The sequence below is a fragment of the Streptomyces sp. CNH189 genome, from assembly GCF_000527195.1.
Window position 1 is genome coordinate 97,443 of record NZ_AZUS01000023.1, and the last position, 21,234, is coordinate 118,676.

Sequence of the window (21,234 nt, forward strand, 5' to 3'; positions counted from 1 at the left end):
CCCGACCCTGCCGTGCCGGACGTCCCGCCCGCAACCCGTGCCCGGCGAGGTGCCGTTGTGACGGCGGACCGGGGGTGGCACCATGCCGGGCATCGGCAATCACGGAGGCGGGTGCGTAGTGGGCGGCGAAGGTCACGAGTCACCGGCGGCGGCGGTGTTCGACGCGCTGGGCAGCGACTACGAGAAGGCGTTCGCGTCCTCGTCGGCCCACCGCGCGTCACTGAACTGGCTGCTCGAACGGCTCTCCCCCGGCAGCTCCGTGCTGGACGTGGGCAGCGGCACGGGACGTCCCACGGCCGCCGCGCTCGCCGGTGGCGGGCACCGGGTGCTGGGCGTCGACGTGTCCCCGGTGATGGTGGAGATCGCCGGCCGGCAGGTGCCCGAGGCGGAGTTCCGCTGCGCGGACGTCCGGCGGATACCGCTCCCGGAGGGGGCGTACGACGCGGTCTGCGTGTACTTCGCGCTGCTCCAGATGAACCGGGCGGAGCAGACCGAACTGGTGCGCCGGCTGGTGGGGGCGGTGCGGCCGGGCGGCCTGCTGGTGCTCGCGACGGTGCCGCTGGACGTGGAGGAGTTCGACGGCGTGTTCATGGGCCGGCCGGTGCGGGTGACCAGCTTCGCGGCGCAGGACATCACCTCCCTGGTGCGGGAGGCGGGACTGACGGTGGAGTGGGAGGAGAGCACGATGTTCACCCCGAGCCATCCGGAGGCCCGCCCGGAGCCGCATCTGTTCCTGCACTGCCGACGGGGCGAGGGCTGAGGCGCCGCACCGTCGAGGTCCGCACGGCCGGCGGTTCCGTCACGGCACGGGCTTGGCCTCGCCCTGGGTGGCCTGGAGGTCCGCGAGGAGTTCGGCCTGGCCGGCGAGGACGCCGGAGAGGATGGTGCGCGCCACCCGCAGCAGTTCCGCCACGTGCGGGTCGGTCAGCGAGTAGTGGACGGTCGAGCCCTCTTTGCGGCCGACGACCAGGTTGGCGCGGCGTAGCACCGCCAACTGCTGGGAGAGGTGGGCGGGCTCGATGCCGACGTGGGGGAGCATCTCCCCCACCGAGTGCTCGCGCTCGCTGAGCAGTTCCAGCACCCGGATGCGGGCCGGGTGACCCAGAGTTTTGAAGAACTCGGCCTTCAGCTGGTAAAGCGGCGTGGTCATCGTGCCGTCCCCTTTCCGGCGCGGCAGTACGGCCCGTTCACCCGGTCCCCGGCCCCTCGCCTCGTCTGTGCGTCGCCCTCGGCCTCGGCACTTTCCGACATTAGCAACTCGTCAGATGTCCGCCGCACGGAGGCCGTCTCCCCTGGCCGTCTCCCTGCTCTCCCCGCTCGCCCGGCTCTCCCGGCGTCACAGGGGAAGCGTGATCCAGATGCTCTTTCCGGGGCCGTCGGGGTCGCCCCGGACGACCGCGGTGCCGCCCAGGGCGTAGGTGAGTTCCATGACCGTGGCCAGGCCGCCGGTGCCGGCCGCGCGCGGGCCGGTGAGGTCCGGGCGCTGTGGGTGGCGGTCGTGCACGACGAGCACCAGGCAGTCGGGGCCCGCCGCGTAGACCACCGTGGTCTGCGGGGACGCGGCGGCCGCGTGCCGGACGCTGTTGGCGACGAGTTCGCCGAGGATCAGCAGGGCCGGGCCCACCGCCGGGTGCCGCCCGCCGATCCCCCACTCCCCCAGTGCCTTCTCGACCGTCTCGCGGGCGACGCGTACGGCGCCGGGGCCGGTGGGGAGGGTGAGCACGTGCCGGTGCGGCAGCGCGTACGGCGCGGGGGCGGGCGTCATGACGCCTCACCGGCGGGCCGGGAGGCCATGGCCGGGGACGGCGTCTCGCCTACGGGAGCGGAGGCCGTGGCCGGTGATCCGGCTGTCCGCAGCACGCCGTCGCGCTGCAGGTGCGCGAGGGCCGCGTCGATGGCCTCGGGGGTGGTGGCGTACTCCCGGCCCTCGTGCCGCATCAGGTCCAGGACTCCCACGGCGTCGAGGGCGCGGCGGTGGCCAGGACAGACCCCGGAGACCATGACGACGATGCCGCGCCGGCGCAGTTTGGTCACCGCGTCCTTGAGGACCAGCGCCCCGGTGGCGTCGACGACGCTGACGTGGGACATGCGCAGGATGACGACCCGTACCTCCGCGAGCTCGGTGAGTTCCAGGAGGAAGCGGTGGGCGGCGGCGAAGAACAGCGGGCCGTCGATGCGGTAGGCGACGATGTGCTGGGCGAGCAGCGCGTGTTCCTCGTCGGTGTGGTCACCCCGGTCCAGCGGCAGCGGGGCGAGCCGGGCCTGGCGGGCGACCGCGCGCAGGGCGAGCACGCCCGCGACGGCCAGGCCGATGATCACCGCCTGGACGAGGTCCAGGACGAGCGTGGCGACTGCGGTCAGGACGAGGATCACCGCGTCGGAGCGGGTGGCCCGGGTCATCGCCCTGAGCGAGCCGACCTCAACCATGCGGACCGCGGTCGCCAGCAGCACCCCGGCGAGAGCGGCCAGCGGGATGTGCGAGACGAGCGGGGCCGCGGCGAAGACGATCACGGCGAGCACGGCGGCGTGGGTGAGGGAGGCCAGCCGGGAGGTGGCGCCGGTGCGGACATTGACGGCGGTGCGAGCGATCGCGCCGGTCGCGGGAACGCCGCCGAACAGTGGGGCGGCGATGTTGGCGAGGCCCTGGCCGAAGAGTTCCCGGTCGGGGTCGTGACGCTGCCCGACGGTCATGCCGTCGGCGACGGAGGCTGACAGCAGCGACTCCAGCGCGGCCAGCGCCGCGACGGCGAGGGCGGGAGCGACCAGACCGCCCAGGGCGGACGTGTCCAGGAAGGACAGGGAGGGTGCGGGCAGCCCGGACGGCAGGTCGCCGATGGGACGTACGTCGTCGAGCCCGGTGGTCTCGACGACGACCGTGGCGGCGATCACGGCCAGTACGGAGAAGGGAACGGTCGGCTTCCAGCGGGCGCCGAGCAGCATCACGCCGGCCACCGCGGCCGCCAGGGCGGGCGCCGTCCAGTGAGGGTCGCGGGCGAACTCCCGCACGGCGTGGCAGGCGACGGCCAGGACGCGCTCGCCGTCCGGCTGGGCGACCCCGAGGGCGTTGGGTATCTGCTGCAGCCCGATGACGCAGGCGATGCCGAGGGTGAAGCCCTCCACCACGGGCGCGGGTACGTAGCGCATGCTGCCGCCGGCGCGGAGCAGGGCCAGGGCCACGAGGAGGACACCGGCCATCAGGCCGACGGTGAGGACACCGGCGGGACCGTGGTCGGCGACGATCGGCACCAGGACGACGGTCATCGCCCCGGTGGGGCCGGACACCTGGAGGTTGGAGCCGCCGAAGACGGCCGCAAGGGCGCCCGCGACGACCGCGGTGGCCAGTCCGGCCTCGGCGCCGAGCCCGGAGGAGACCCCGAAGCCGAGGGCCAGCGGCAGCGCCACGACGGCGACTGTCAGCCCGGCCGACAGGTCGCGGCGGGGGTGGCGGCGGGCCTGGTCAAGGTCGGCGCGGGCAGGCAGCAACGAGGTGATCCGGGACCGGATCCCGGCCGACGACAACGGTACGGACACGGCCCCTCTGCTTCGTTCACGACGATGTGTCGAGGCAAGCATGTAGTGACTTGCGCATTTTTGCAATTCAGCAGTTCCCGAGTGGGGCGTGGGGGTGGGCGGGCCCGCCTCGCCACGGGGATTGCCCTCATCGAGGGCAGTCCCGGCGACGGCGGAGGGACAGTTGACGCCGAGGAGAATCGCTCCCTGCGCATCCTGATCATCACCGCCGGTTCACGCGGAGACGTCGCACCCTCCACGGGCCTCGGGCGGCGTCTGTCGGACGCGGGCCACGAGGTCGCCGTGGCCCCTCATCCGTCGTTCGCCGCACCGGTCGGCGAATGCGGTCTCGGCCACCGGCTGTGCCGGGAGACCCGCGGAAGCTGGTCGAGGACCTGACCCGGACGGCATCACGTCGTCCACCATGCCGGGGCAGGCACCACCGCGGCCGGGCTGCGGGCCGGGGTGTCCGCGGTGCCCGTTCCCGTCATGGCCGACTTCAGCCGTTCTGGGCTTCCCGGCTGCACGCGCTGGGAGTCGCCCCGCGGCCGGTGCCGTTCCGGGAGCTCACCGCCGGCGGTCTCGGCGACGCGATCACGGCCTGCCTCTCCGAGCCGTCCCACCGTCACCACGCGGCCGGCCTCGCCCGCGGGATCGCCACCGAGGACGCCGCGGCCACACTCCTCGCCCGGACGTCGGGCCGATGGAACCCGGGTGACGCCGCTCCGTCGCTGCCGAGGCGCGTGTCGCGGGACCGAGCGGGCCTTCAGCCCTGCGGCTCCTGCGGTTTGACGTCGACCTCACGCAACGTCCGGTCCTTGAGCTCGGTGCGCGCCTCCGTGCGGTGGCCACGGGCGATGTAGTCCCGGACGATCGCCTCGACCGCGTCCTGGGGTGAGCCGATCCCCGCCAGGACCATCACCTCCACCACGAGTTCGGCGTCGAGACTGATGTTGACCTTGGCCACCCCGTGCCCCCTTGTCGCGTCGTGGCCGCACTCTAGTTGCTCACGCTCCATGAGGAAGCCGGTCAGCCGGTCATGCGTTTACGCCAGGCCGGTTCGACCTGTCGCCACTCCGCCTCCCACTGGTCCAGCCGCCGCAGCCGCAGCCGGGCGCGGACGAGCCAGCCGCCGACCAGAACCAGGCCCCCGACGACGACGGCGACCGTGATGCCGGCCATGGCGACCTGGAAGTCGGCCTCCGCGCCCTCGGGCGGCGCGGACACCAGCCGGCCGGAGGTGTCGTTCCAGACGGTGACCTCGGTGCCCTCCTTGCTGCCGGCGGGAACCTCGCTGCGCCCCGTGTGGCGGGTGCCGTCCGGGGCGGTCCAGCGCACCTCGGCCCAGACCCCGCCGTCGCCGCTCTCGGACACGGGCGCCGCGTCGCGGGCGTTCTCGACCAGGACGGCCGGGACCGGGCTGCTGCGCTCCCGCCGGTCGTCGAGCGACCCGTCGACCGCGCCGGCGGCCGCGAGCCCGCCGAACCCGGCGAGGAGCAGGGCGAGGACGAACGTCGCGATCAGCAGCCAGGCCTCGGCCACGTCGCTGCGGCGGCACAGCGGATTGCTCCGCCACCGCCACCAACGCACCCCGCGCCTCGCACCATGCGTCGCCATGGGAGGTCACCTCCTCGCACGGGTGCCGACCGCGCCACCTCTCCAGGGTGGACCGTTCCGTCCCGGCCCGCACGGGCGGAACGGGCCTTTCCGTCAACTCCCCGCGCACGCCCCGGAGTCGGTCCGGCGGCGGTTCCGTCACACCGTCGGGTGGACGGGGACCACCTCGTGCTGGGGGACGCCGAGGACGACCTTGAGTGCCCCCGTCTCGGCGGCGTTGCCGAAGACGTCGTAGGCCTCCTGCATCTGGTCCAGGCGGAAGGTGTGGGAGACGAGGCGGCGGGTGGGCAGCCGTCCGGCCGCCGCCATGCGCAGCAGGGTCGGGGTGGAGTGGGTGTCGACGAGGCCGGTGGTGATGGTGACGTTCTTGATCCAGAGGTCCTCGAGGTGCAGGGTCGCGGGCGCGCCGTGCACGCCGACGTTGGCCACGTGGCCGCCGGGGCGCACCACCCGGGTGCACAGTTCGAAGGTCTCCGGGACGCCCACCGCCTCGATGACCACGTCCGCGCCGAGTTCGCCGGTGAGGTCCCCGACGAGCTGTTCCGGCCCCTCGCCCGCGTCGGCCACGGCGTCGGCGCCGAACTCCTTCGCCGCCTGGAGCCGGGCGGCCGCCAGGTCCACGGCGACGATCCGCTCGGGCCCGAACAGCCGTGCGGTGGCGATCGCGGCCAGACCGACCGGCCCGGCGCCGACCACCACCACGGTGTCCCCTGGCCGCACCCGCCCGTTGAGCACGCCCACCTCGTAGGCGGTGGGGAAGATGTCGGCCAGCAGCACGGCGTCCTCGTTGGCGAGGGCGCCGGGCAGCGGGTACACCGACAGGTCGGCGAACGGGACCCGTACGTACTCGGCCTGGGTGCCGTCGACGAGGTGCCCGAGGATCCAGCCGCCACCGCCCCGGCACTGCCCGTACATGCCCTGGCGGCAGTAGCCGCAGCGTCCACAGGCGGAGACGCAGGAGATCAGGACCCGGTCCCCGGGCCGTACGGTGCGGACGTCGGGCCCGGCCTCGACGATCTCGCCGACCGCCTCGTGACCGAGCACGGTCCCGGGCCGCACCTCGGGCACGTCGCCCTTGAGGATGTGCAGATCCGTCCCGCAGATGGTGACGGCGTCGACGCGGACGATGACGTCGCCGGGCTCCCGGATCTCCGGATCGGGAACCTCCTCCCACGCGGACTGACCGGGGCCGTGGAAGACGTAACCCTTCATGCCGATCCTCACCTTCTCGCTGGGCGGCGGGCCCCGGCGCGGGGCGCGCGCCGCCCGCCTGCGTCGGCGGAGCCAGGGTGTGCCGGGCGCCGCCCCTGCCCTTCCAGTCTGTGCGCCCGACGCCGGTTCCGCCGCGCGCGTGGGCGACACGGGGCCCGGGGGCCGGTCGCTCCCGGAGGCGTTCGGTCACGCCCGGGGAGCGTGCGATCACCCCCGGGGGCGTCCGGCCACGCCGCGCGGGACGTCCGGCCACGGGGTGGGAGGCGTCCGGGGGGCGTCCCGCGGGGCGGCGTGGGACGTCCAGCCATGGGGCGAGAAGCGTCCGGGCGGACGGTGGGGTGCCGTCCACGTGGGCGTGAGACATCCGGCCGCGCGGCGTGGGGCGTCGGGCCGGGCGGTCGGGCGGCGCGTCAGGCGACGGGGCGGGCGATGCCCGTGTGCAGCAGGTGGCGGGTCTGCCGCGCCGAGTCGCCGAGGCGCAGGGCGAGGCGGGTGGCGAGGTCGTAGAGGTGACGTACGGCGGCGAGGTGTTCGAGCCGCGGGGCGAGCGCCGACAGGGCGATCGCCAGGGCGACGCCGGTCCAGGCGACCGGGCCGAGCGGGACGCAGCCGAAGAACTGGCTGACGCCGGGCGTCTGCACCAGGGCGGCGAGCACCGCGGCGGAGCCCAGCGCGGTCACCCACACCAGGGTGCTGTGGCGCCGTCCGGACAGGGTCTGGGCCAGCTGGGCGCCGACCACCCCGCACAGGGCCATGGTCGTGGAGCGGCGTTCGGTGCCGGGGGTGAAGCGGCCGATCAGATAGGCGGTCACCGCGCCGAGGCAGGTGGTCACACCGCGCCGCCGGATGGAGCGCAGCAGCGGCGCGCCGAGCACGTCGAGGCTCATCGGCCCGGTCGCGGCGTGCGCCGCCGTGGACGGGTCGTCGCTCGGGGTCACGGCCACCGCCATGGCCGGGAACATGTCGGTGAGCAGGTTGACCAGCAGCAGCTGGCGGGTCGACAGCGGCGAGGAGCCGGCGAGCAGGGTGCCCAGCACGCTGAAGCCGACCTCGCCCGCGTTGCCGCCGATGAGGATGCTCACCGCGTCGGCCACGCTGCGCCACAGCGCCCGGCCCTCGGCGAAGGCGTCCACCAGGACGGACAGGTCGCCGCCGGTGAGCACGATGTCGGCCGCGTTGCGGGCGGCCGCGGAGCCGCGGGCCTCGATGCCGACGCCCACGTCGGCGGCGCGGATGGCGGCGGCGTCGTTGGCGCCGTCGCCGGCCATCGCCACGACCCGGCCGGCCTGCTGCAGGGCCTCCACGACGTGCAGCTTCTGCTCGGGCGCGACCCGTGCGACGACCCCGGCGCCGTGCAGGGCGCGCACCCGGTCGGCGCGGCCCATGGCGACCAGCTCGTCCCCGGTGACCACCCGTGTCTCCTCGGGCCAGCCCAGTTGCAGGGCGATGGCGCGGGCGGTCTCCGGGTGGTCGCCGGTGAGCATGACGGGCAGGATGCCGGACGCGCGCAGCGCGGTGAGCAGTTCCCGCGAGGTCTCGCGCGGTACGTCGGCCAGCGCGACCAGTCCGACGAACTCCAGCCCGGTCAGGCCGTCCTGGAGCTCCGCCGCCAGGTCGTCGCCCCGGTACGGGCGGCGGGCGACGGCGAGGACGCGCAGTCCCTGGCCTGCGAGGGTGTGGGCGGTGCCGGCCGCCGCGTCCGGCAGGTCCGCGCAGGCGGGCAGCACGGTCTCGGGGGCGCCCTTCACGACGAGGTACGTCCCCTCGCCGTCGCGGCCGGCGGCCGCCGCGTAGCCGCGGCTGGCCTCGAAGGCCAGTTCGCCGTGCGCGGTCCAGGCCTCGTCCGGCGGGGCGGCGTCCAGCACCGCCTCGTCGGTGGCGTGCGCGACCTTGCGTCCCTCGGCGGTCTCCTCCCGCGGGCAGGCGCGCGCGGCCTGCCGGACGACCGGCACGGCCCGCTCCGCGTCCGGGGCCAGGACGGTGCCGTCGGCGGCGGCCACCCGCACCAGGCGCAGCCGGTTCTCGGTGAGGGTGCCGGTCTTGTCGAAGCACACGGTGTCGACCCGGCCGAGCGCCTCCAGGGTGCGCGGGGTGCGTACCAGCACACCCCGGCGGGAGAGGCGGCGGGCGGCCGCCATCTGGGCGACGGTGGCGACCAGCGGCAGCCCCTCGGGGACGGCGGCGACGGCCACGGCGACACCGCCGCTGACGGCGCGCCGCAGCGGGCTGCCGCGCAGCAGTGACAGCCCGGTCACCAGCGCCCCGCCGGTGAGGGTGACGGGCAGGGCCTTGCGGGTCAGCTCCTGCAGGCGGGCCTGCACACCGGCGGGCGGCGGGGTGCGGGAGGCCAGGGCGACCGCGCGGCCGGCCTCCGTGTGGTCGCCGGTGTCGACGACCAGCGCCTCGGCCCGGCCCGCGACCACGGTGGTGCCTTCGAAGACCATGCAGGTCCGCCGGGCCACCGGCGCGCCCGGTGTGGCGTCGACGTCCTTGGTGACCGGCAGCGACTCGCCGGTCAGCGACGACTCGTCGACCTCCAGCCCTTCGGCGCGTACCAGCCGGGCGTCCGCCGGTACGACGTCTCCGGCGGCGAGGTCGATCCGGTCCCCCGGCCGCAGCCGGACGGCGTCGACGGTGACCGTGCGGTTGCCGGTGACGTGCCGGCGGGCGCGGGGCTGCTGGTGGGCAGCCAGCCGGGCGAGTGCCCGTTCGGCGCGCAGCCGCTGCAGTCCGCCCGCGACCGCGTTGAGGTCCATGGCGCCGACGACGAGCAGGGCGTCGACGACGGAGCCGAGCAGTGCCGAGGCGACCGCGCCGGTGGCCAGGACGGGGGTGAGCGGGTCGTCGAGCTCGCGGCGGACCGCGCCGGCCGCCTCCCAGGTCCAGCGGGCGGGCGCCGCCGCGCCGGTCCGGGTCAGGCGGGCGACGCGCTGCCGGGCGCGGGCGGCGAGCAGGTCGAGTCCGACGGGTGCGGCCTCGGTGCGGGCGTCCCGGAGCAGGGCGTGCGCCTCGTGCGGTTCCAGGGCGTGCCAGGGCACGTGCAGCCGTGGCTCGGGCGGCACGGCCCGGGCCACGCGTACGGCCTCGGTCCAGCCGCTGACCAGGGCGCCGGCCGCCGCGACGTTCACCGGGGCGTGGCGGGTGAGCCGTTGCCACACCCGGCCGCCGGGGGTGCCGCCGCGGGCCACCATCAGCCCGGAGAGGGCGGCGCCCGCCCGGGCCAGGGTCTGCGAGCGGCGGCCGACCCGGCGGGCCGCGGGGACGGCGGTGAGCAGCCGCCAGACGTCCGCCAGTCCGCCGGGGGCGAGGGCGTCGGCGCCCCAGGGGATCGCCGAAGGGCCGTCGGTGAGGGCGATCGCCACGTCGCCCGCGGGCAGTCCGTCGGCGACGTCACGTTCGGCGTCGGCGGGCACGCGGGCGACGGCGACGACGATGTGCCCGTCGTGCTGGAGGGCGCGCACGATGTCGCCGAACGGCAGGTCGGCGGGGGCGACCTCGTCGGCGAGGCGGGTGATGTCCTTCAGCTCGGAGCCTCCGGTGACGACGACGTGCAGCCCGGCCCGGCGGGCCGCGTCGAGCACCGCCTCCGCCCAGGGGTGCACGGGGTCGTGGTACGGCGCGGGCTCCTCGTCCTCGCCCGGGGGGAGGTTGCGCAGCGCGTCGGCGTGCAGGACCAGCGAGTCGGCGATCTCCAGCTGGCGCAGCCGGTCCCCGCCGCGCACCAGCACGCCGGACCGGGCGAGCGCGGTGCCGAGCACGGCGTTGAAGGCGGCCGGGCCGTAGCGCGCGGCCTTCGGGGAGCCGGCGAGCACGGCCTCGGCGGCTTCTCCGGTGTCACGGGTGATGAGGAGCGTGGCGGCGGCCCCGGCCACGCTGCCGGTGCCGGCGTTGGCCGCGTAGGCCTGGGCGGGGGTCACGCGCAGCGGCGGGCGGATGTCCGGGGGGCGCGGGATGCCGGCACGCCGTTCGCGGCAGATGTCGTCGTGGACCGCCTCGAAGGCGACCGCGCGGGCCGTCGCCTCGGTGAGCTGCCCCGTGCGCACCAGCCCGTCGAGCAGCAGGGACACCGGGGACTGGGCGGCGCCGTGCGCGGCGGCGTTGGCCGCGGCGAGGAGCAGTTCCATGCCGCTGCCGCCGAGCCTCTCGCGCAGCCGGGCGCGGAAGCGGGGGTTCTCGCGCAGCAGTGTCACGGTGGCGGTGAGCGCCTTGGGGCTGCGCGGCAGCCGCAGCGACCGGCCCGCGAGGGCCCCCGCCACGCCGGCGGCGTCGAGCAGCAGGGCGGCCGCGGCGACCCGCACCTCGCGCGGGTCGCCGGGGTGGACGGTGGCGTCGTCCGGTTCGGGTCCGGCGTCCTCGGTGAGTCCGAGGCGGGCGGCGAGCGCGACGGCCCGCTCGGTCACGCGGTCGCCCGCCGCGTCCGTCGCGGCGGTCACCACGAGACGGGCGAGCCCCTCGTCCCAGTACGCGGCCACGACGTCGGGGTGGTCGAGCAGGCCGGCGGCGACCTCGCGGGCGAGAGGGCCGACGGCGGTGTCGGGGTGGCGCAGGGCGAGGTGGACGCGGTGCCCGGCCCGCCAGTGCCGGCCGCCGCCGAGGGCGTTGCGGGCGACGTTCGCCAGGCGGCGCGTCGTGACCTGTACGGACGTCACGCCCTGGGCGGTGCCGCGGACGGCTTCGGCGGCGGCCCCCGCCACGGCCCCGGCGAGCGGGGCGACGTCGATGAGTGCGAGCATTCCGGCTCCCGTGGTCGTGGTTCAGCCGGTGTGCCGGGACGTGCCGTCCCGGTCGCTGCGGGGGGCGTGCTGCGTGGTGGCCTCGGCGACCTGCCGCAGCGCGGAGGCGGTGGTGGTGTCGCCCACCTTGGCGGGCTGCTCACGCACCTGCCGGTGCCTGGAGGGGGTGAGACGGTCTCCGGGCCCGGCGGGCCCCTGCTCGTCGGCATCGCGCCCGCGGCCCGCGCCGTCGCCGGCCGCCGCGGCGGGCGCACCGCCCCTGCGGGACCCGGAGCCCCCGGGCCCAGCGCCGGCGGCCGTGCCCGAGGTACCGCCGTCCTGTGCACCCGCCGCGGCGGAATCCGGGCCCGCGAGCGCGCCGCCGCTGCGAGCGCCCGCCGTGGCGGCGCCCCGGCCGCCGGGCCCGCCGCCGTCGCGTGCGCCGGCCGTGACGGAGGTGCCACCGCCCTGCCGAGCGCTGTCGCCGGCGCTCGCGAGGAGCTCGTGCTCCGGATCGCCGTCGGCCGGGAGGTGTTCGCCGGCCGACGTGTCGTCCGTCAGGGCGGTCGCGGTGTCGGCGGCCTCGGCCCACTGCCCCTCCGTCCCGCGGGGGCGGGTCAGCCAGGCGACCGCCGCGCCGGTGAGGGCGACGGGCCACTCCACGAGTCCGGCGACGCCGAGCACGCCCGCGCCTGCGTAGACGGCCATCCGGCGCCCGCGCGGCGACACCGCGCCGAGGGCGTCGAGGGCGCCGCCCGCGGCCCTGCCCACCTGCCCGGCGCCCGGCAGCCGCCCCAGGTGGGAGGTGACGGCCCGCAGCGGCTGCGGAAGATCCGACGCACGCGACGTGTCCTGCTCCATGTCGACCTCCACCGGCGCGCACCGCCACCGGGCACACTCGTCCGTTTTCTGCCTTTCGCCCCATGGTCGGGCGTGATCGGCCCGGGCGCCTTCCCGGTACGCCCGAAGCGGTCGGGGGCCCCGCCCGTCCCGCCCTCGGACCCGTGTCGGAACGGGCGCGCCGGGTACCAGGAACAGGCACACAGGGTGCGCCCTCGAAGGGCACCGGGAGAGAGCGGCCGTACGGACCGTCCGGTCGCGAAGGGAGTGGTGGGGTCATGACGGAGCACGGCGAGGACGCCGCGGGAATGCGGCGCCCGGGGACACCGGACCTCCGTCTGGCCTCGGACGCACCGGGCGAGGCGCCGCCGCTCGACGTGCGGGCGGAGCCGAAGCTCGGGCAGACGGACGACTCCGGCCTCCCCCGGGACCGCAACCAGGCCATCCTGGAGGCGGCCAAGCAGGTCGGCGCGGTGCTGAAGCGGGGCGGGCACCTCTTCGCACTGGCGGGCAGCGTCGCCGTGCACGCCCACGGCGGCAGCGGCAACCTCCAGCACGACGTCGACTTCTGTGTCCGCCCGCAGGACGCGGGGCCGGTCGCCGCCACGCTCCGGGACGCCGGGCTGACCGTCTACACCCCGCCCGAGGACTGGCTGATCAAGGCGACCTGCTTCGGCCAGGACGTCGACGTCATCTTCGAGCTGGCCCACCGGCCGGTCTCCACCGAGATGCTGGAGCGGGCGCGGGAACTGCCCGTGGAGTCGGTCCGGATGCCTGTCCTGGCGCCGACCGACCTGCTGACCAGCCTCGTCGCCGCCTTCTCCGAGCACCACTGCGACTTCGGTGCCGTGCTGCCCATCGCCCGCGCCCTGCGCGAGAAGGTCGACTGGGAGCAGGTGCGGCGCGACTGCGGCGACGCGCCCATGCCGGCCGCCTTCTTCTTCCTCCTGGAACGCCTGAACGTCATCTGACCCGCCCGTGGAAGGAACGCCCATGAACACCCACGACGCCGGTCCGGCGGGCGGCGCCCCGCCCGCGGGCCCCGAGTACCGCATCGCCCACCTGCAGGACCGTCTCGCCTCGGAGGAGCTGGGCGAGCTCGGTGTGCGGGCCGAGGTCCGCGGTGGGGCCGTCCTGGTCACCGGCACCGTCCCCTCGGCCCGCTGCCGGGACGACGTACTGGAGGTGGTGCGCGAGGAGCTCGGCGGGCTGGACGTGCACTGCGACATCGTCGTGAGCGAACCCTCGTCGCCCGACCACGCGGAGGAGCTGTCATGATCCGGGTCGCCGCCGTCGGGGACATCCACATGGGGCCCGACACCCGGGGCGTGCTGCGCCCCGCCTTCGACACCCTGACCGACTGCGCGGACCTGTTGCTGCTGGCAGGGGATCTCACCCGGCACGGCACGCTCGACGAGGCGCGGGTGGTGGCCGACGAGATCCGGGGCCTCGGGGTGCCCGTGGTCGCGGTGCTCGGCAACCACGACCACCACGACGACCGGCAGGACGAGGTCTCCGGCCTGCTGCGGGACGCCGGCGCGCACGTCCTGGAGGGCGAGGCGACGGTGCTGCGGATCGGGGACGCGCGCGTCGGCGTGGCCGGCACCAAGGGGTTCGGCGGCGGGTTCGTCGGGGCGAGCGCCGGGGAGTTCGGCGAGCCGGTGATGAAGGAGTTCGTCCGGGTCTCCCGCCGCTGCGCCGACGGCCTGCGGACCGCGCTGGAGCGGCTGGCGGAGGAGGACTGCGACGTCCGGATCGCGCTCACCCACTACTCCCCCGTTCCGGAGACGCTGGCCGGTGAGCCGGCGGAGATCTATCCGTTCCTGGGCAGCTATCTGCTGGCCGAGGCGATCGACACGGCCGGCGCCGACCTCGCCGTGCACGGACACGCGCACGCGGGCAGCGAGCACGGCATGACCACCGGCGGTGTCAAGGTGCGCAACGTCGCCCAGCCGGTGATCGGGCGGGCCTTCCACGTCTACCACCTGCCGCTGCGCGAGCGGGTGGGCGCGGACGCCGTCCGAGTGCCCGGTTCCTGAAGCGCGGTCCGATCCCCCGGTTGCTGAAGCGCCGTCGGTCGTACCGGCGGCGCTTTCGTGTGCGCCCCTCCCCCGTACCGCCTGTGGTGTGAACGCCCCGCACGGCACGCGCCCGACACGCATCTGACGAGCATTTTGTCTGCTTAGCATGCAGATCTTCGTGTCCGCGGCCCCGCCTGCCTGCGGCTGCCGTCCACCCCGTTCCGTACGAGAGGACACCGCATGGCGCTGCCGGGCCGCACCGGACGACCAGCCTCCGCGCTCGCCCCCTCCCCGCACGACACCGCACTGCGCACCGCCGCCCGCCATGTGTCACGCCGTCGCTTCCTGACCGTCGGCGCCGCGGCCGCCGCCCTTGCCTTCGGCACCAACCTCCCCACGCGCGGCGCGTTCGCCGCGCCCCGGCTCGACGCGGCCCGGATCACCGAGGACCCCTTCACCCTCGGCGTCGCCTCCGGGGACCCGCTGCCGGACTCGGTGCTCCTGTGGACCCGGCTCGCCCCGGCGCCCTTCGAGCCGGACGGCGGGCTGGGGCAGCAGCAGGTCGATGTGGCCTGGGAGGTGGCGCTCGACGACTCGTTCGCCCTCGTGGTGCGCGGCGGCGCCGTCGTGGCCCACCCCGAGTACGCGCACAGCGTGCGGGCCGACGTGCGCGGGCTGGATCCCGGCCGCCCCTACTACTACCGGTTCCGCACGGGTGCCTGGATCAGCCCGACGGGCCGGACCCGGACCGCTCCCGCGGCGGGCGAGGACGTCACGCGCCTGCGGCTGGCCGCGGTGGCCTGCCAGGCGTACCACGACGGCTACTACACCGTGCACCGGCAGCTGGCCCGGGAGGACGTCGACGTGGTGTTCCACCTCGGCGACTACTTGTACGAGTACGCCGTCAACTCCGCGGGCGGCGCCCGCAACTACACGGACCGGGTGCTGCCGTCCGTGTTCAACCGGGAGACGACGACCCTCGCCGACTACCGGATGCGCTACGCGCTGTACAAGAGCGACCCCGACCTGCGGGCCGCGCACGCCGCGCACCCGTTCGTCGTCACGTGGGACGACCACGAGACGGAGAACAACTACGCGGCCGAGCACGACGAGAACGGCAGTGACCCGGCGCTGTTCCTGGCCCGGCGGGCCGCCGCCTACCGCGCCTACTGGGAGAACCAGCCGCTGCGCGCCGGCCAGCTCCCCGACGGCCCCGACGCCCAGCTGTTCCGCCGCCTGAACTGGGGCACGCTCGCGCAGTTCGACGTGCTGGACACCCGGCAGTACCGCTCCGACCAGGCCTACGGCGACGTCACCCACGTGCCCGGCCCGGAGTCGGACGACCCGGCGCGCAGCCTCACCGGCGACGCCCAGGAGCGCTGGCTGCTCGACGGCTGGGCCGCCTCCGGGGCGCTGTGGAACGTGATGCCCCAGCAGGTGTGTTTCTCGCAGCGCGCGCTGGACCTCAACGCCCGGGCCAAGCTGTCCATGGACGCCTGGGACGGCTACCGGGCCAACCGCGGCCGGCTCGTCGCCGGGGCCCGGGCGGCCGGCGTCGAGAACTGGCTGGTGCTCACCGGCGACGTCCACGTGGCGTACGCCTTCGACATCAAGGAGGACTTCGACGACGCCGGTTCGGCCACCCTGGGCACGGAACTCACCTGCACCTCGGTGACCAGCGGCCGGGACGGGGCGGAGCGCCCGGCCAACTGGGACACCCTCATGAGGGCCAACCCGCACCTGCGGTTCCACGACGGACGGCGCGGCTATCTGCGGGTCGAACTGAACCGGGAGCACGCGCGCGCCGACTTCCGCACCGTGCCGGCCGTGACCACGCCCGGCGCGGCAGTGACCACCGCGGCCTCCTTCGTCACGGAGGCGGGCACCCCCGGCCTCACGCCCGTCTGACGTCACCCGGCCGACCCCGTCCGCGTACTGCACTTGGGGCCGGTCGTCGTACCGAACGAGTCAATGCCGGCGTGTCCTGACATTCCGTCGGGCACGCCAGGCAAGGCCTATGTCTCCTCGACAGCTCGCCGCCCGAACGAAGGAGACGTACCGAATGGTCCTCAGACACGCCCGGACCGCGCGCCACTCGGCCCTGATGGCACTCGGCGCCCTCGTCCTCGCCGGACTCCCCTCCGCCGCGGCGGCGGACGCCTCCCCCGCGGCGGGCCCCACGCCCGGTGCGGCGCAGACCCTCGGCGCCGACCGGCCCTCGCCGCACCTGCTCACCGCCCTCCAGCGCGATCTGGACCTGGACGCCGAGCAGGCGTCCACGCGTCTGGTCAACGAGGCGGAGGCGGGCACCCGCGCCGGCCGGCTGCGCAACTCGCTGGGCGAGCGGTACGCGGGCGCCTGGCTGCGCGGCGCGACCGCCGACGAGCTGACGGTGGCGACCACCGACGCCGGGGACGTGGCGGCCATCGAGGCCGAGGGCGCCACCGCGCAGGTGGTGGAGCGGCCGCTGGCCGCGCTGGAGGCGGCGAAGGAGAAGCTGGACGCGGCGGCCGGCCGGGTCTCCGCCCTCGACACGCCCGTCTGGTACGTGGACGTGCCGAAGAACCGGGTCGTGGTGCAGGCGGTCGACCAGGCCGCGGGCACCGCGCTCGTGAAGGCCGCCGGAGTCGAGCAGGAGGACGTCGGCATCCGGCTGTCGGCCGAACGGCCCCGGCTGCTGCAGGACATCACCGGCGGTGACGCCTACTACATCAACGACTCGGCGCGCTGCTCGGTCGGCTTCTCCGTCACCATGGGCACGCAGCCGGGCTTCGTGACGGCCGGACACTGCGGCAGGGCGGGCGCCACGACGACCGGCTACGACCGCACCGCGCAGGGCACCTTCCAGGCGTCGGTCTTCCCCGGGAAGGACATGGCGTGGGTGGCCACCCAGAGCCAGTGGACGCCGACGCCCGCCGTCAAGGCGCAGAGCGGCCAGGAGGTCCAGGTCACCGGCTCGGCGCAGGCGCTCGTGGGGGCGTCGGTGTGCCGCTCCGGCTCCACGACGGGCTGGCACTGCGGCACGATCGAGCAGCACGACGCGAGCGTCCGCTACCCGGAGGGCGCGGTGGACGGGCTGACCCGGACCACGGTGTGCGCGGAGCCGGGCGACTCCGGCGGGCCGTACGTCGCGGGCGCCCAGGCGCAGGGGGTCACCTCCGGCGGCTCCGGCGACTGCACCAACGGTGGTACGACGTTCTTCCAGCCGGTCAACCCGATTCTCTCCGAGTACGGTCTGACCCTGACCACGGCGGCCGCGCAGGCCGCGACCGAGCAGCAGGAGGGCGGCGCGCGGGCGTGGACCGCCGGCTCGGTCTACGAGGCGGGCTCCACCGTCACCCGCGACGGTGTGACGTACCAGTGCCTGCAGACGCACCAGGCGCAGGGGGCGTGGGCCCCGGCCGGGACCCCGGCGCTCTGGCAGCGGCTCTGACGGACCGGCCGTACGGCGCCGGCGGCGGCCCGCGGGCCGCGGCCGGCGCCGTGCGCCGTGCGCCGTGCGCCGTGCGCCGTGCGCCGTGCGCCGTGCGCCGTGCGCCGTGCGCCGTGCGCCGTGCGCCGTGCGGCCGTGCGCCGTCGTCGCCGTTGTCGTCGTCACCGGCGGTGCGGGTCAGGGCTGTTCGGCGAGCAGCGCGTAGGCGGTGGCGAGGAACGGGTCGTGGGAGCGGAACCGGCGGGTGCACACCGCGGCCAGCGCGGTGCCGGTGTCGGGGCGGAAACCGAGGAACGCCTGCTGCCCGAGGGTGGCCCCGCTGTGGAAGTACAGGGGACCGCCGTCGGTCGGGTGCCGGAACCAGGCGACGGTGTGCACGTGCCGGTGCCCGATGCCCCGCCGCAGGACGGGCGTGCGTACGGCGCGCAGCGCACCCGCCAGTTCGGGGCAGCGGCCGGGGTCGAGATGGGCTTCGAGAAAGGTGAGCAGGTCGTGCGGGGTGGCCCGGACCGCGCCGGCCGCCCGGAAGCCGCCCGCGTCGAAGGCGGGCAGCGTCCCCGTGCCGTCCTTGCCGTGCCCGACGGCGTCGTGTCCGTCGGTGGCGGGGTGCGGGGCGGTGTCGTGGAGGGCGAGGGGTGCGAGCACATGGCCGGCGAGCAGGTCCTGCCAGTCGGTGCCGGTGGCGGCGCCGAGGGCGTGCCCGAGGACGGCGACGCCGAAGTTGGAGTAGCGCCAGCGGGTGCCGGGGCGGTGCCGGGGGCGGTGCCGCAGGAAGGCGTCGACGACGCGGGCGTCGGGGTAGCGGCCGTACGGGTTGGTGCGCCAGGCGGGCAGGGCGCGGGGGTAGAAGCCGGCGGGGAGCGCGGGCAGTCCGGCGGTGTGGGTGACGAGGTGCGCGAGGGTGACCGGCGTGGTGCCGGCCGGGCGCCGGGCGACGAGGAGGGCGGCGGCCGGTTCGCCGCCGGTGAGCCGGCCGCTGTCCACCAGGTGGGCCAGCAGCAGTCCGGTGTACGCCTTGGTGGCCGAGCCGATCTCGTAGCGCAGCCGGTCGCGGGGGCGCCCCGACGGCTCGGCGGTACCGCCGGTGACGACCGTGCGGCGGCCGTGGCGGGAGAGCGCGAAGACGGCGTCGGGGGCGTCGGCCGCGGTGACCACCTCGGCCAGCCGCTCCGTCCACCTCGCGTCCTGGGTACGGCTGTTCGCGCTCCGGGGCGGCCCGTCCTCCCGGTCGGCGGGCGGGCCCGGCCAGGAGGTGCGGTACGCCGTCGTCATGAGGCCTGGACGAGCTCGGTCAGGGCGCGGGAGGTGGCCAGGACCGAGGCGAACGCGGCGACCAGGGTGGAGTGGTACACGACGTCGAAGACGGCTTCCTCGTCGCCCTCGGGCATGTCGCGGATGGCGGGCATGGCGCCGTCGGGCTGCTGGGCGGCGGCGAACGCCCGCCAGGCCGTCTCGTCGAGGGTGGGGCGGGGCAGACAGGCGTCGACGACGAGGAGTTCGCCGAGCAGGTCCCAGCGCTGCAGGTCCAGCCAGTCGTCGATCCACGCGGGCAGCCAGGTCGCCAGGTACGCGGCGATGTCCTCGGGCAGCCCGTCGGGGTTCTCGCCCCAGTCGGTGAGGTGGAACACGCAGTGCGTGATGTCGTAGGCGATGTGGCCCTCGACGGTCCAGGGTTCGGGGGTGCGGGCCAGCCAGGTGGAGCACAGGGCCTCGGACTCCGGCGGGCGGGGGGTGAGGCCGAAGCGCCGCTGGAACGAGGACAGTCCGAGCCGCCGGGTGGGGGTGGTCTCGAACGCGAACCAGCTGTCCAGGCGGTTGTTCAGCACCACGTGCTGTTCCAGCTCGGGCTGGCTGTAACCGAGTTCGCGGAACGGCAGGTAGACCTCGAAGGGGATCGGGGAGGCCGGTTCGGTGCGCTGGCCGCGGACCAGCATGGTGCCGCCGTCCAGGGTCTCGCGCCAGACGTGGTCGAGCAGTTTGCGGGCCAGGTCCGCCTGCCGGGAGCCGGACACCCCCTCGCGGAAGAGCACCTTGCAGACGAGGGCGAGTTCACCGACCGGCTTGAAGCGTTCGAGGAAGCCCACTTCCGGGTCCGCGTCGGGCTCCAGCCGGAAGCCGTCACGGTGTGCCCAGAGCCATTCCATGGCGCCGACACCGACGGTGTGGACGAGACGGGTGTCGGTCATGCCGGCGCTCCTTGTCCGTCGGGCCGCTGCCCCGTCACGGCTCCGGCGGGCGGGGCGTCCGGGCGGGCACCGGCCAGGACCGCCGCGAAGGCGGCCATGAGGGTGGAGTGGTAGTGGTGCAGGAAGTAGCGGTCGCCGCCCCCGTCACCGGGCCTCGCGGCGAGGCCGCCGAGGTCCCGGTCGTCCAGGGGGATCTCGCCGGACGGGCCCCGGGCGGCGACCAGGCGCTGCCAGGCGTCGACGGGCGCTTCCTCGCCGGTCGTGCGGGTCACGACGGCGGCCACGGCGAGGAGTTCGCCGCCGAGGTCCCACATGCCGGCCTCCAGGCAGGTGTCGAGCCAGGGCGGCAGCCAGTCCGTCAGATAGGCGACGAGGTCCGGGGGCATGGCGGCCGCGTCGCGCCCCCAGTCACTGAGGTGGAACACGACGTGGGTGAGGGCGTATCCGGCGTCGCGGCCGAAGGTCCACGGCTCGGGCAGTCCGCCGAGCCAGGTCTGCGGCAGGTCCGGCGGTGCCTGCCCGAAGCGGTGGATGCCGCAGCGTTCCTCGGCGCGCAGCACGCCGAGCCGTCGTGTCGGATCCTGTTCGGTGAGCCGCCAGCCGCGGGTGCGTGCCACCACCGCGGCCGCCTGTTCGAAGGCGGGGTGCCGCAGCCCGGCCGAGGCGAGGGCCGCGTACACCTCCAACGGGTAGGTGGCGAACGGCTCCAGGCGTTGCAGCCTGAGGAACAGCTCGCCCTCGTGCGTCTCCTGCCAGGCGAAGTCGAGCAGTCCGCCGGCGCGGGCGTGCAGCGGGTCGGAGGGTTCCGTGAGCCGGGTGACGGTCGCGCAGACCTGGGCGAGTTCGCCGAGCGGTTTCCAGCTGCGGTCGACCTCCCCGTCGACGGCGAGCGCGTCGTCGCCGAGGGCGAAGTCGGGCCTGTGGGAGTCCACCCAGGCCAGCGCGTCCTCGGCGACGGTGCGCAGGCCCTCCGCGGTGCCGGGCGGCGCGGTCACCCGCGTGCTCCGGTCCGCATCCGCCGGGCGGCGTGCACCTGGAGGGCGACGAGCGGGTCCTGTCCGCCCATCAGTTCCACGAACTCCAGCCCGGAGTCGAGGCCCACGGTGTCCGGCACGCCGGGCAGCACGGCCAGCCAGCGGCCCGCGCCGGCGGCCTGCCGCCAGTCCCGGCGGCGCACCGCCCGGACGAACCCGCGGGCGACGTCCACGGGCCGGCGCTCCGCCAGGCGGCTCACCGCGCAGTCCTCTCCGGGGATCGCGAGGGGCGCCAGGACGGCGAGTTGGTGGGTGAGGACCTGCCAGGTCGCCCCGTCGAGCCAGGTGGTGCCGGGCTCGTCCGGCGCTCCGGCGGCCGAGGGGTCGGCCCGGCGCAGGGTGCGGGCCATGGCCCAGTGGCTCCATCCGACGGTGGGTGCGGCGTCCGCGCGGGGCGGGTACGCCTCGACCGCCTTGCGGAAGACGGCCAGCTCCGCCGGGTCGGGCGGAGTGTGCGACAGGAGGCCCGGCAGCAACGCGTCCGCTCCCAGGACGCGTACGGCGGCCAGTGCGAGGTCTCCCGCTTCCCCGTCGGTCCCCACCTGGGGGACCACGTGAGCGTGGTCCCCGCCCCTGAGGGCGGAGACCACACCGGAAGCGAGGTCCTGCACTGCGGCCTGCAAGCGGGTCGAAGTGCCTGACTGCTCCATTCGACTACTCCCGTCGATC

At 75.6% G+C, this 21,234-nt stretch carries 18 protein-coding genes and 1 pseudogene; 7 read left to right on the forward strand and 12 right to left on the reverse strand.

Annotation, left to right across the window (positions count from 1 at the left end):
- Positions 1–82 precede the first annotated feature (82 nt).
- Entirely contained in the window at positions 83–760 is a 678-nt protein-coding gene (locus B100_RS0127605; protein WP_037723607.1) for a class I SAM-dependent methyltransferase, read from the forward strand.
- A gap of 39 nt (positions 761–799) precedes the next feature.
- Here B100_RS0127605 and B100_RS0127610 read toward each other — a convergent pair whose 3' ends face one another.
- From B100_RS0127610 to B100_RS0127620, 3 genes are all read right to left on the reverse strand, one after another.
- Complete coding sequence (locus B100_RS0127610) at positions 800–1,150, reverse strand: ArsR/SmtB family transcription factor (RefSeq protein ID WP_024887639.1); 351 nt, start codon at positions 1,148–1,150, stop codon at positions 800–802.
- A gap of 186 nt (positions 1,151–1,336) precedes the next feature.
- Entirely contained in the window at positions 1,337–1,765 is a 429-nt protein-coding gene (locus tag B100_RS0127615; RefSeq protein WP_024887640.1) for an ATP-binding protein, read from the reverse strand.
- On the reverse strand, positions 1,762–3,531 hold the full coding sequence (locus B100_RS0127620) for a SulP family inorganic anion transporter (protein ID WP_106967107.1): 1,770 nt from the start codon (positions 3,529–3,531) through the stop codon (positions 1,762–1,764). The genes B100_RS0127615 and B100_RS0127620 overlap by 4 nt, the downstream gene beginning before the upstream one ends.
- Positions 3,532–3,924: 393 nt before the next feature.
- Between B100_RS0127620 and B100_RS37745 the strand changes: the two are divergent.
- Positions 3,925–4,095 (forward strand): annotated as a pseudogene (locus B100_RS37745) (glycosyltransferase); the annotation flags it as partial.
- Between the two features lie 181 nt (positions 4,096–4,276).
- Here the strand turns inward: B100_RS37745 and B100_RS0127625 are convergent.
- The 5 genes from B100_RS0127625 to B100_RS37750 all read right to left on the reverse strand — a co-directional run bounded on the left by B100_RS0127625 (position 4,277) and on the right by B100_RS37750 (position 11,912).
- On the reverse strand, positions 4,277–4,477 hold the full coding sequence (locus tag B100_RS0127625) for a type II toxin-antitoxin system VapB family antitoxin (protein WP_024887642.1): 201 nt from the start codon (positions 4,475–4,477) through the stop codon (positions 4,277–4,279).
- Positions 4,478–4,539: 62 nt separating this feature from the next.
- Positions 4,540–5,127, reverse strand: a complete 588-nt coding sequence (locus B100_RS0127630; protein WP_024887643.1) for an Rv1733c family protein — start codon at positions 5,125–5,127, stop codon at positions 4,540–4,542.
- Positions 5,128–5,265: 138 nt separating this feature from the next.
- Positions 5,266–6,339 carry a zinc-dependent alcohol dehydrogenase family protein gene (locus B100_RS0127635; RefSeq protein WP_024887644.1) on the reverse strand — a complete coding sequence of 358 codons (1,074 nt, stop codon included), beginning with the start codon at positions 6,337–6,339 and terminating at the stop codon, positions 5,266–5,268.
- Positions 6,340–6,749: 410 nt separating this feature from the next.
- Entirely contained in the window at positions 6,750–11,072 is a 4,323-nt protein-coding gene (locus B100_RS0127640) for a cation-translocating P-type ATPase (protein WP_024887645.1), read from the reverse strand.
- A 21-nt stretch (positions 11,073–11,093) separates the two neighbouring features.
- Positions 11,094–11,912 (reverse strand): hypothetical protein, encoded by an 819-nt coding sequence (locus B100_RS37750; protein WP_024887646.1) that lies wholly within the window; start codon positions 11,910–11,912, stop codon positions 11,094–11,096.
- Between the two features lie 257 nt (positions 11,913–12,169).
- Here B100_RS37750 and B100_RS0127650 point away from each other — a divergent pair, with 257 nt between their 5' ends.
- From B100_RS0127650 to B100_RS0127670, 5 genes are all read left to right on the forward strand, one after another.
- Entirely contained in the window at positions 12,170–12,862 is a 693-nt protein-coding gene (locus tag B100_RS0127650) for a nucleotidyltransferase family protein (RefSeq protein ID WP_024887647.1), read from the forward strand.
- A gap of 22 nt (positions 12,863–12,884) precedes the next feature.
- Positions 12,885–13,169, forward strand: coding sequence for a BON domain-containing protein (locus tag B100_RS0127655; RefSeq protein WP_024887648.1), 285 nt, complete (start codon positions 12,885–12,887; stop codon positions 13,167–13,169).
- Complete coding sequence (locus tag B100_RS0127660; protein WP_024887649.1) at positions 13,166–13,930, forward strand: metallophosphoesterase; 765 nt, start codon at positions 13,166–13,168, stop codon at positions 13,928–13,930. The genes B100_RS0127655 and B100_RS0127660 overlap by 4 nt, the downstream gene beginning before the upstream one ends.
- A gap of 222 nt (positions 13,931–14,152) precedes the next feature.
- Positions 14,153–15,820, forward strand: coding sequence for an alkaline phosphatase D family protein (locus B100_RS0127665; protein WP_024887650.1), 1,668 nt, complete (start codon positions 14,153–14,155; stop codon positions 15,818–15,820).
- Between the two features lie 154 nt (positions 15,821–15,974).
- A complete protein-coding gene (locus tag B100_RS0127670) occupies positions 15,975–17,345 on the forward strand; it encodes a trypsin-like serine protease (RefSeq protein ID WP_024887651.1) in 1,371 nt (456 codons plus the stop codon).
- 177 nt (positions 17,346–17,522) lie between these two features.
- On the opposite strand, the gene B100_RS0127675 is transcribed toward B100_RS0127670, so the two are convergent.
- From B100_RS0127675 to B100_RS0127690, 4 genes are read right to left on the reverse strand one after another with little or no spacing between them, the layout of a single operon-like run.
- Positions 17,523–18,617 carry a serine hydrolase domain-containing protein gene (locus B100_RS0127675; protein WP_024887652.1) on the reverse strand — a complete coding sequence of 365 codons (1,095 nt, stop codon included), beginning with the start codon at positions 18,615–18,617 and terminating at the stop codon, positions 17,523–17,525.
- On the reverse strand, positions 18,614–19,531 hold the full coding sequence (locus B100_RS0127680; RefSeq protein WP_024887653.1) for a DUF6895 family protein: 918 nt from the start codon (positions 19,529–19,531) through the stop codon (positions 18,614–18,616). Before B100_RS0127680 ends, B100_RS0127675 begins: the two co-directional genes overlap by 4 nt.
- On the reverse strand, positions 19,528–20,526 hold the full coding sequence (locus tag B100_RS0127685; protein ID WP_024887654.1) for a DUF6895 family protein: 999 nt from the start codon (positions 20,524–20,526) through the stop codon (positions 19,528–19,530). The genes B100_RS0127680 and B100_RS0127685 overlap by 4 nt, the downstream gene beginning before the upstream one ends.
- Complete coding sequence (locus tag B100_RS0127690) at positions 20,523–21,215, reverse strand: hypothetical protein (RefSeq protein WP_024887655.1); 693 nt, start codon at positions 21,213–21,215, stop codon at positions 20,523–20,525. The genes B100_RS0127685 and B100_RS0127690 overlap by 4 nt, the downstream gene beginning before the upstream one ends.
- Positions 21,216–21,234: the final 19 nt, after the last annotated feature.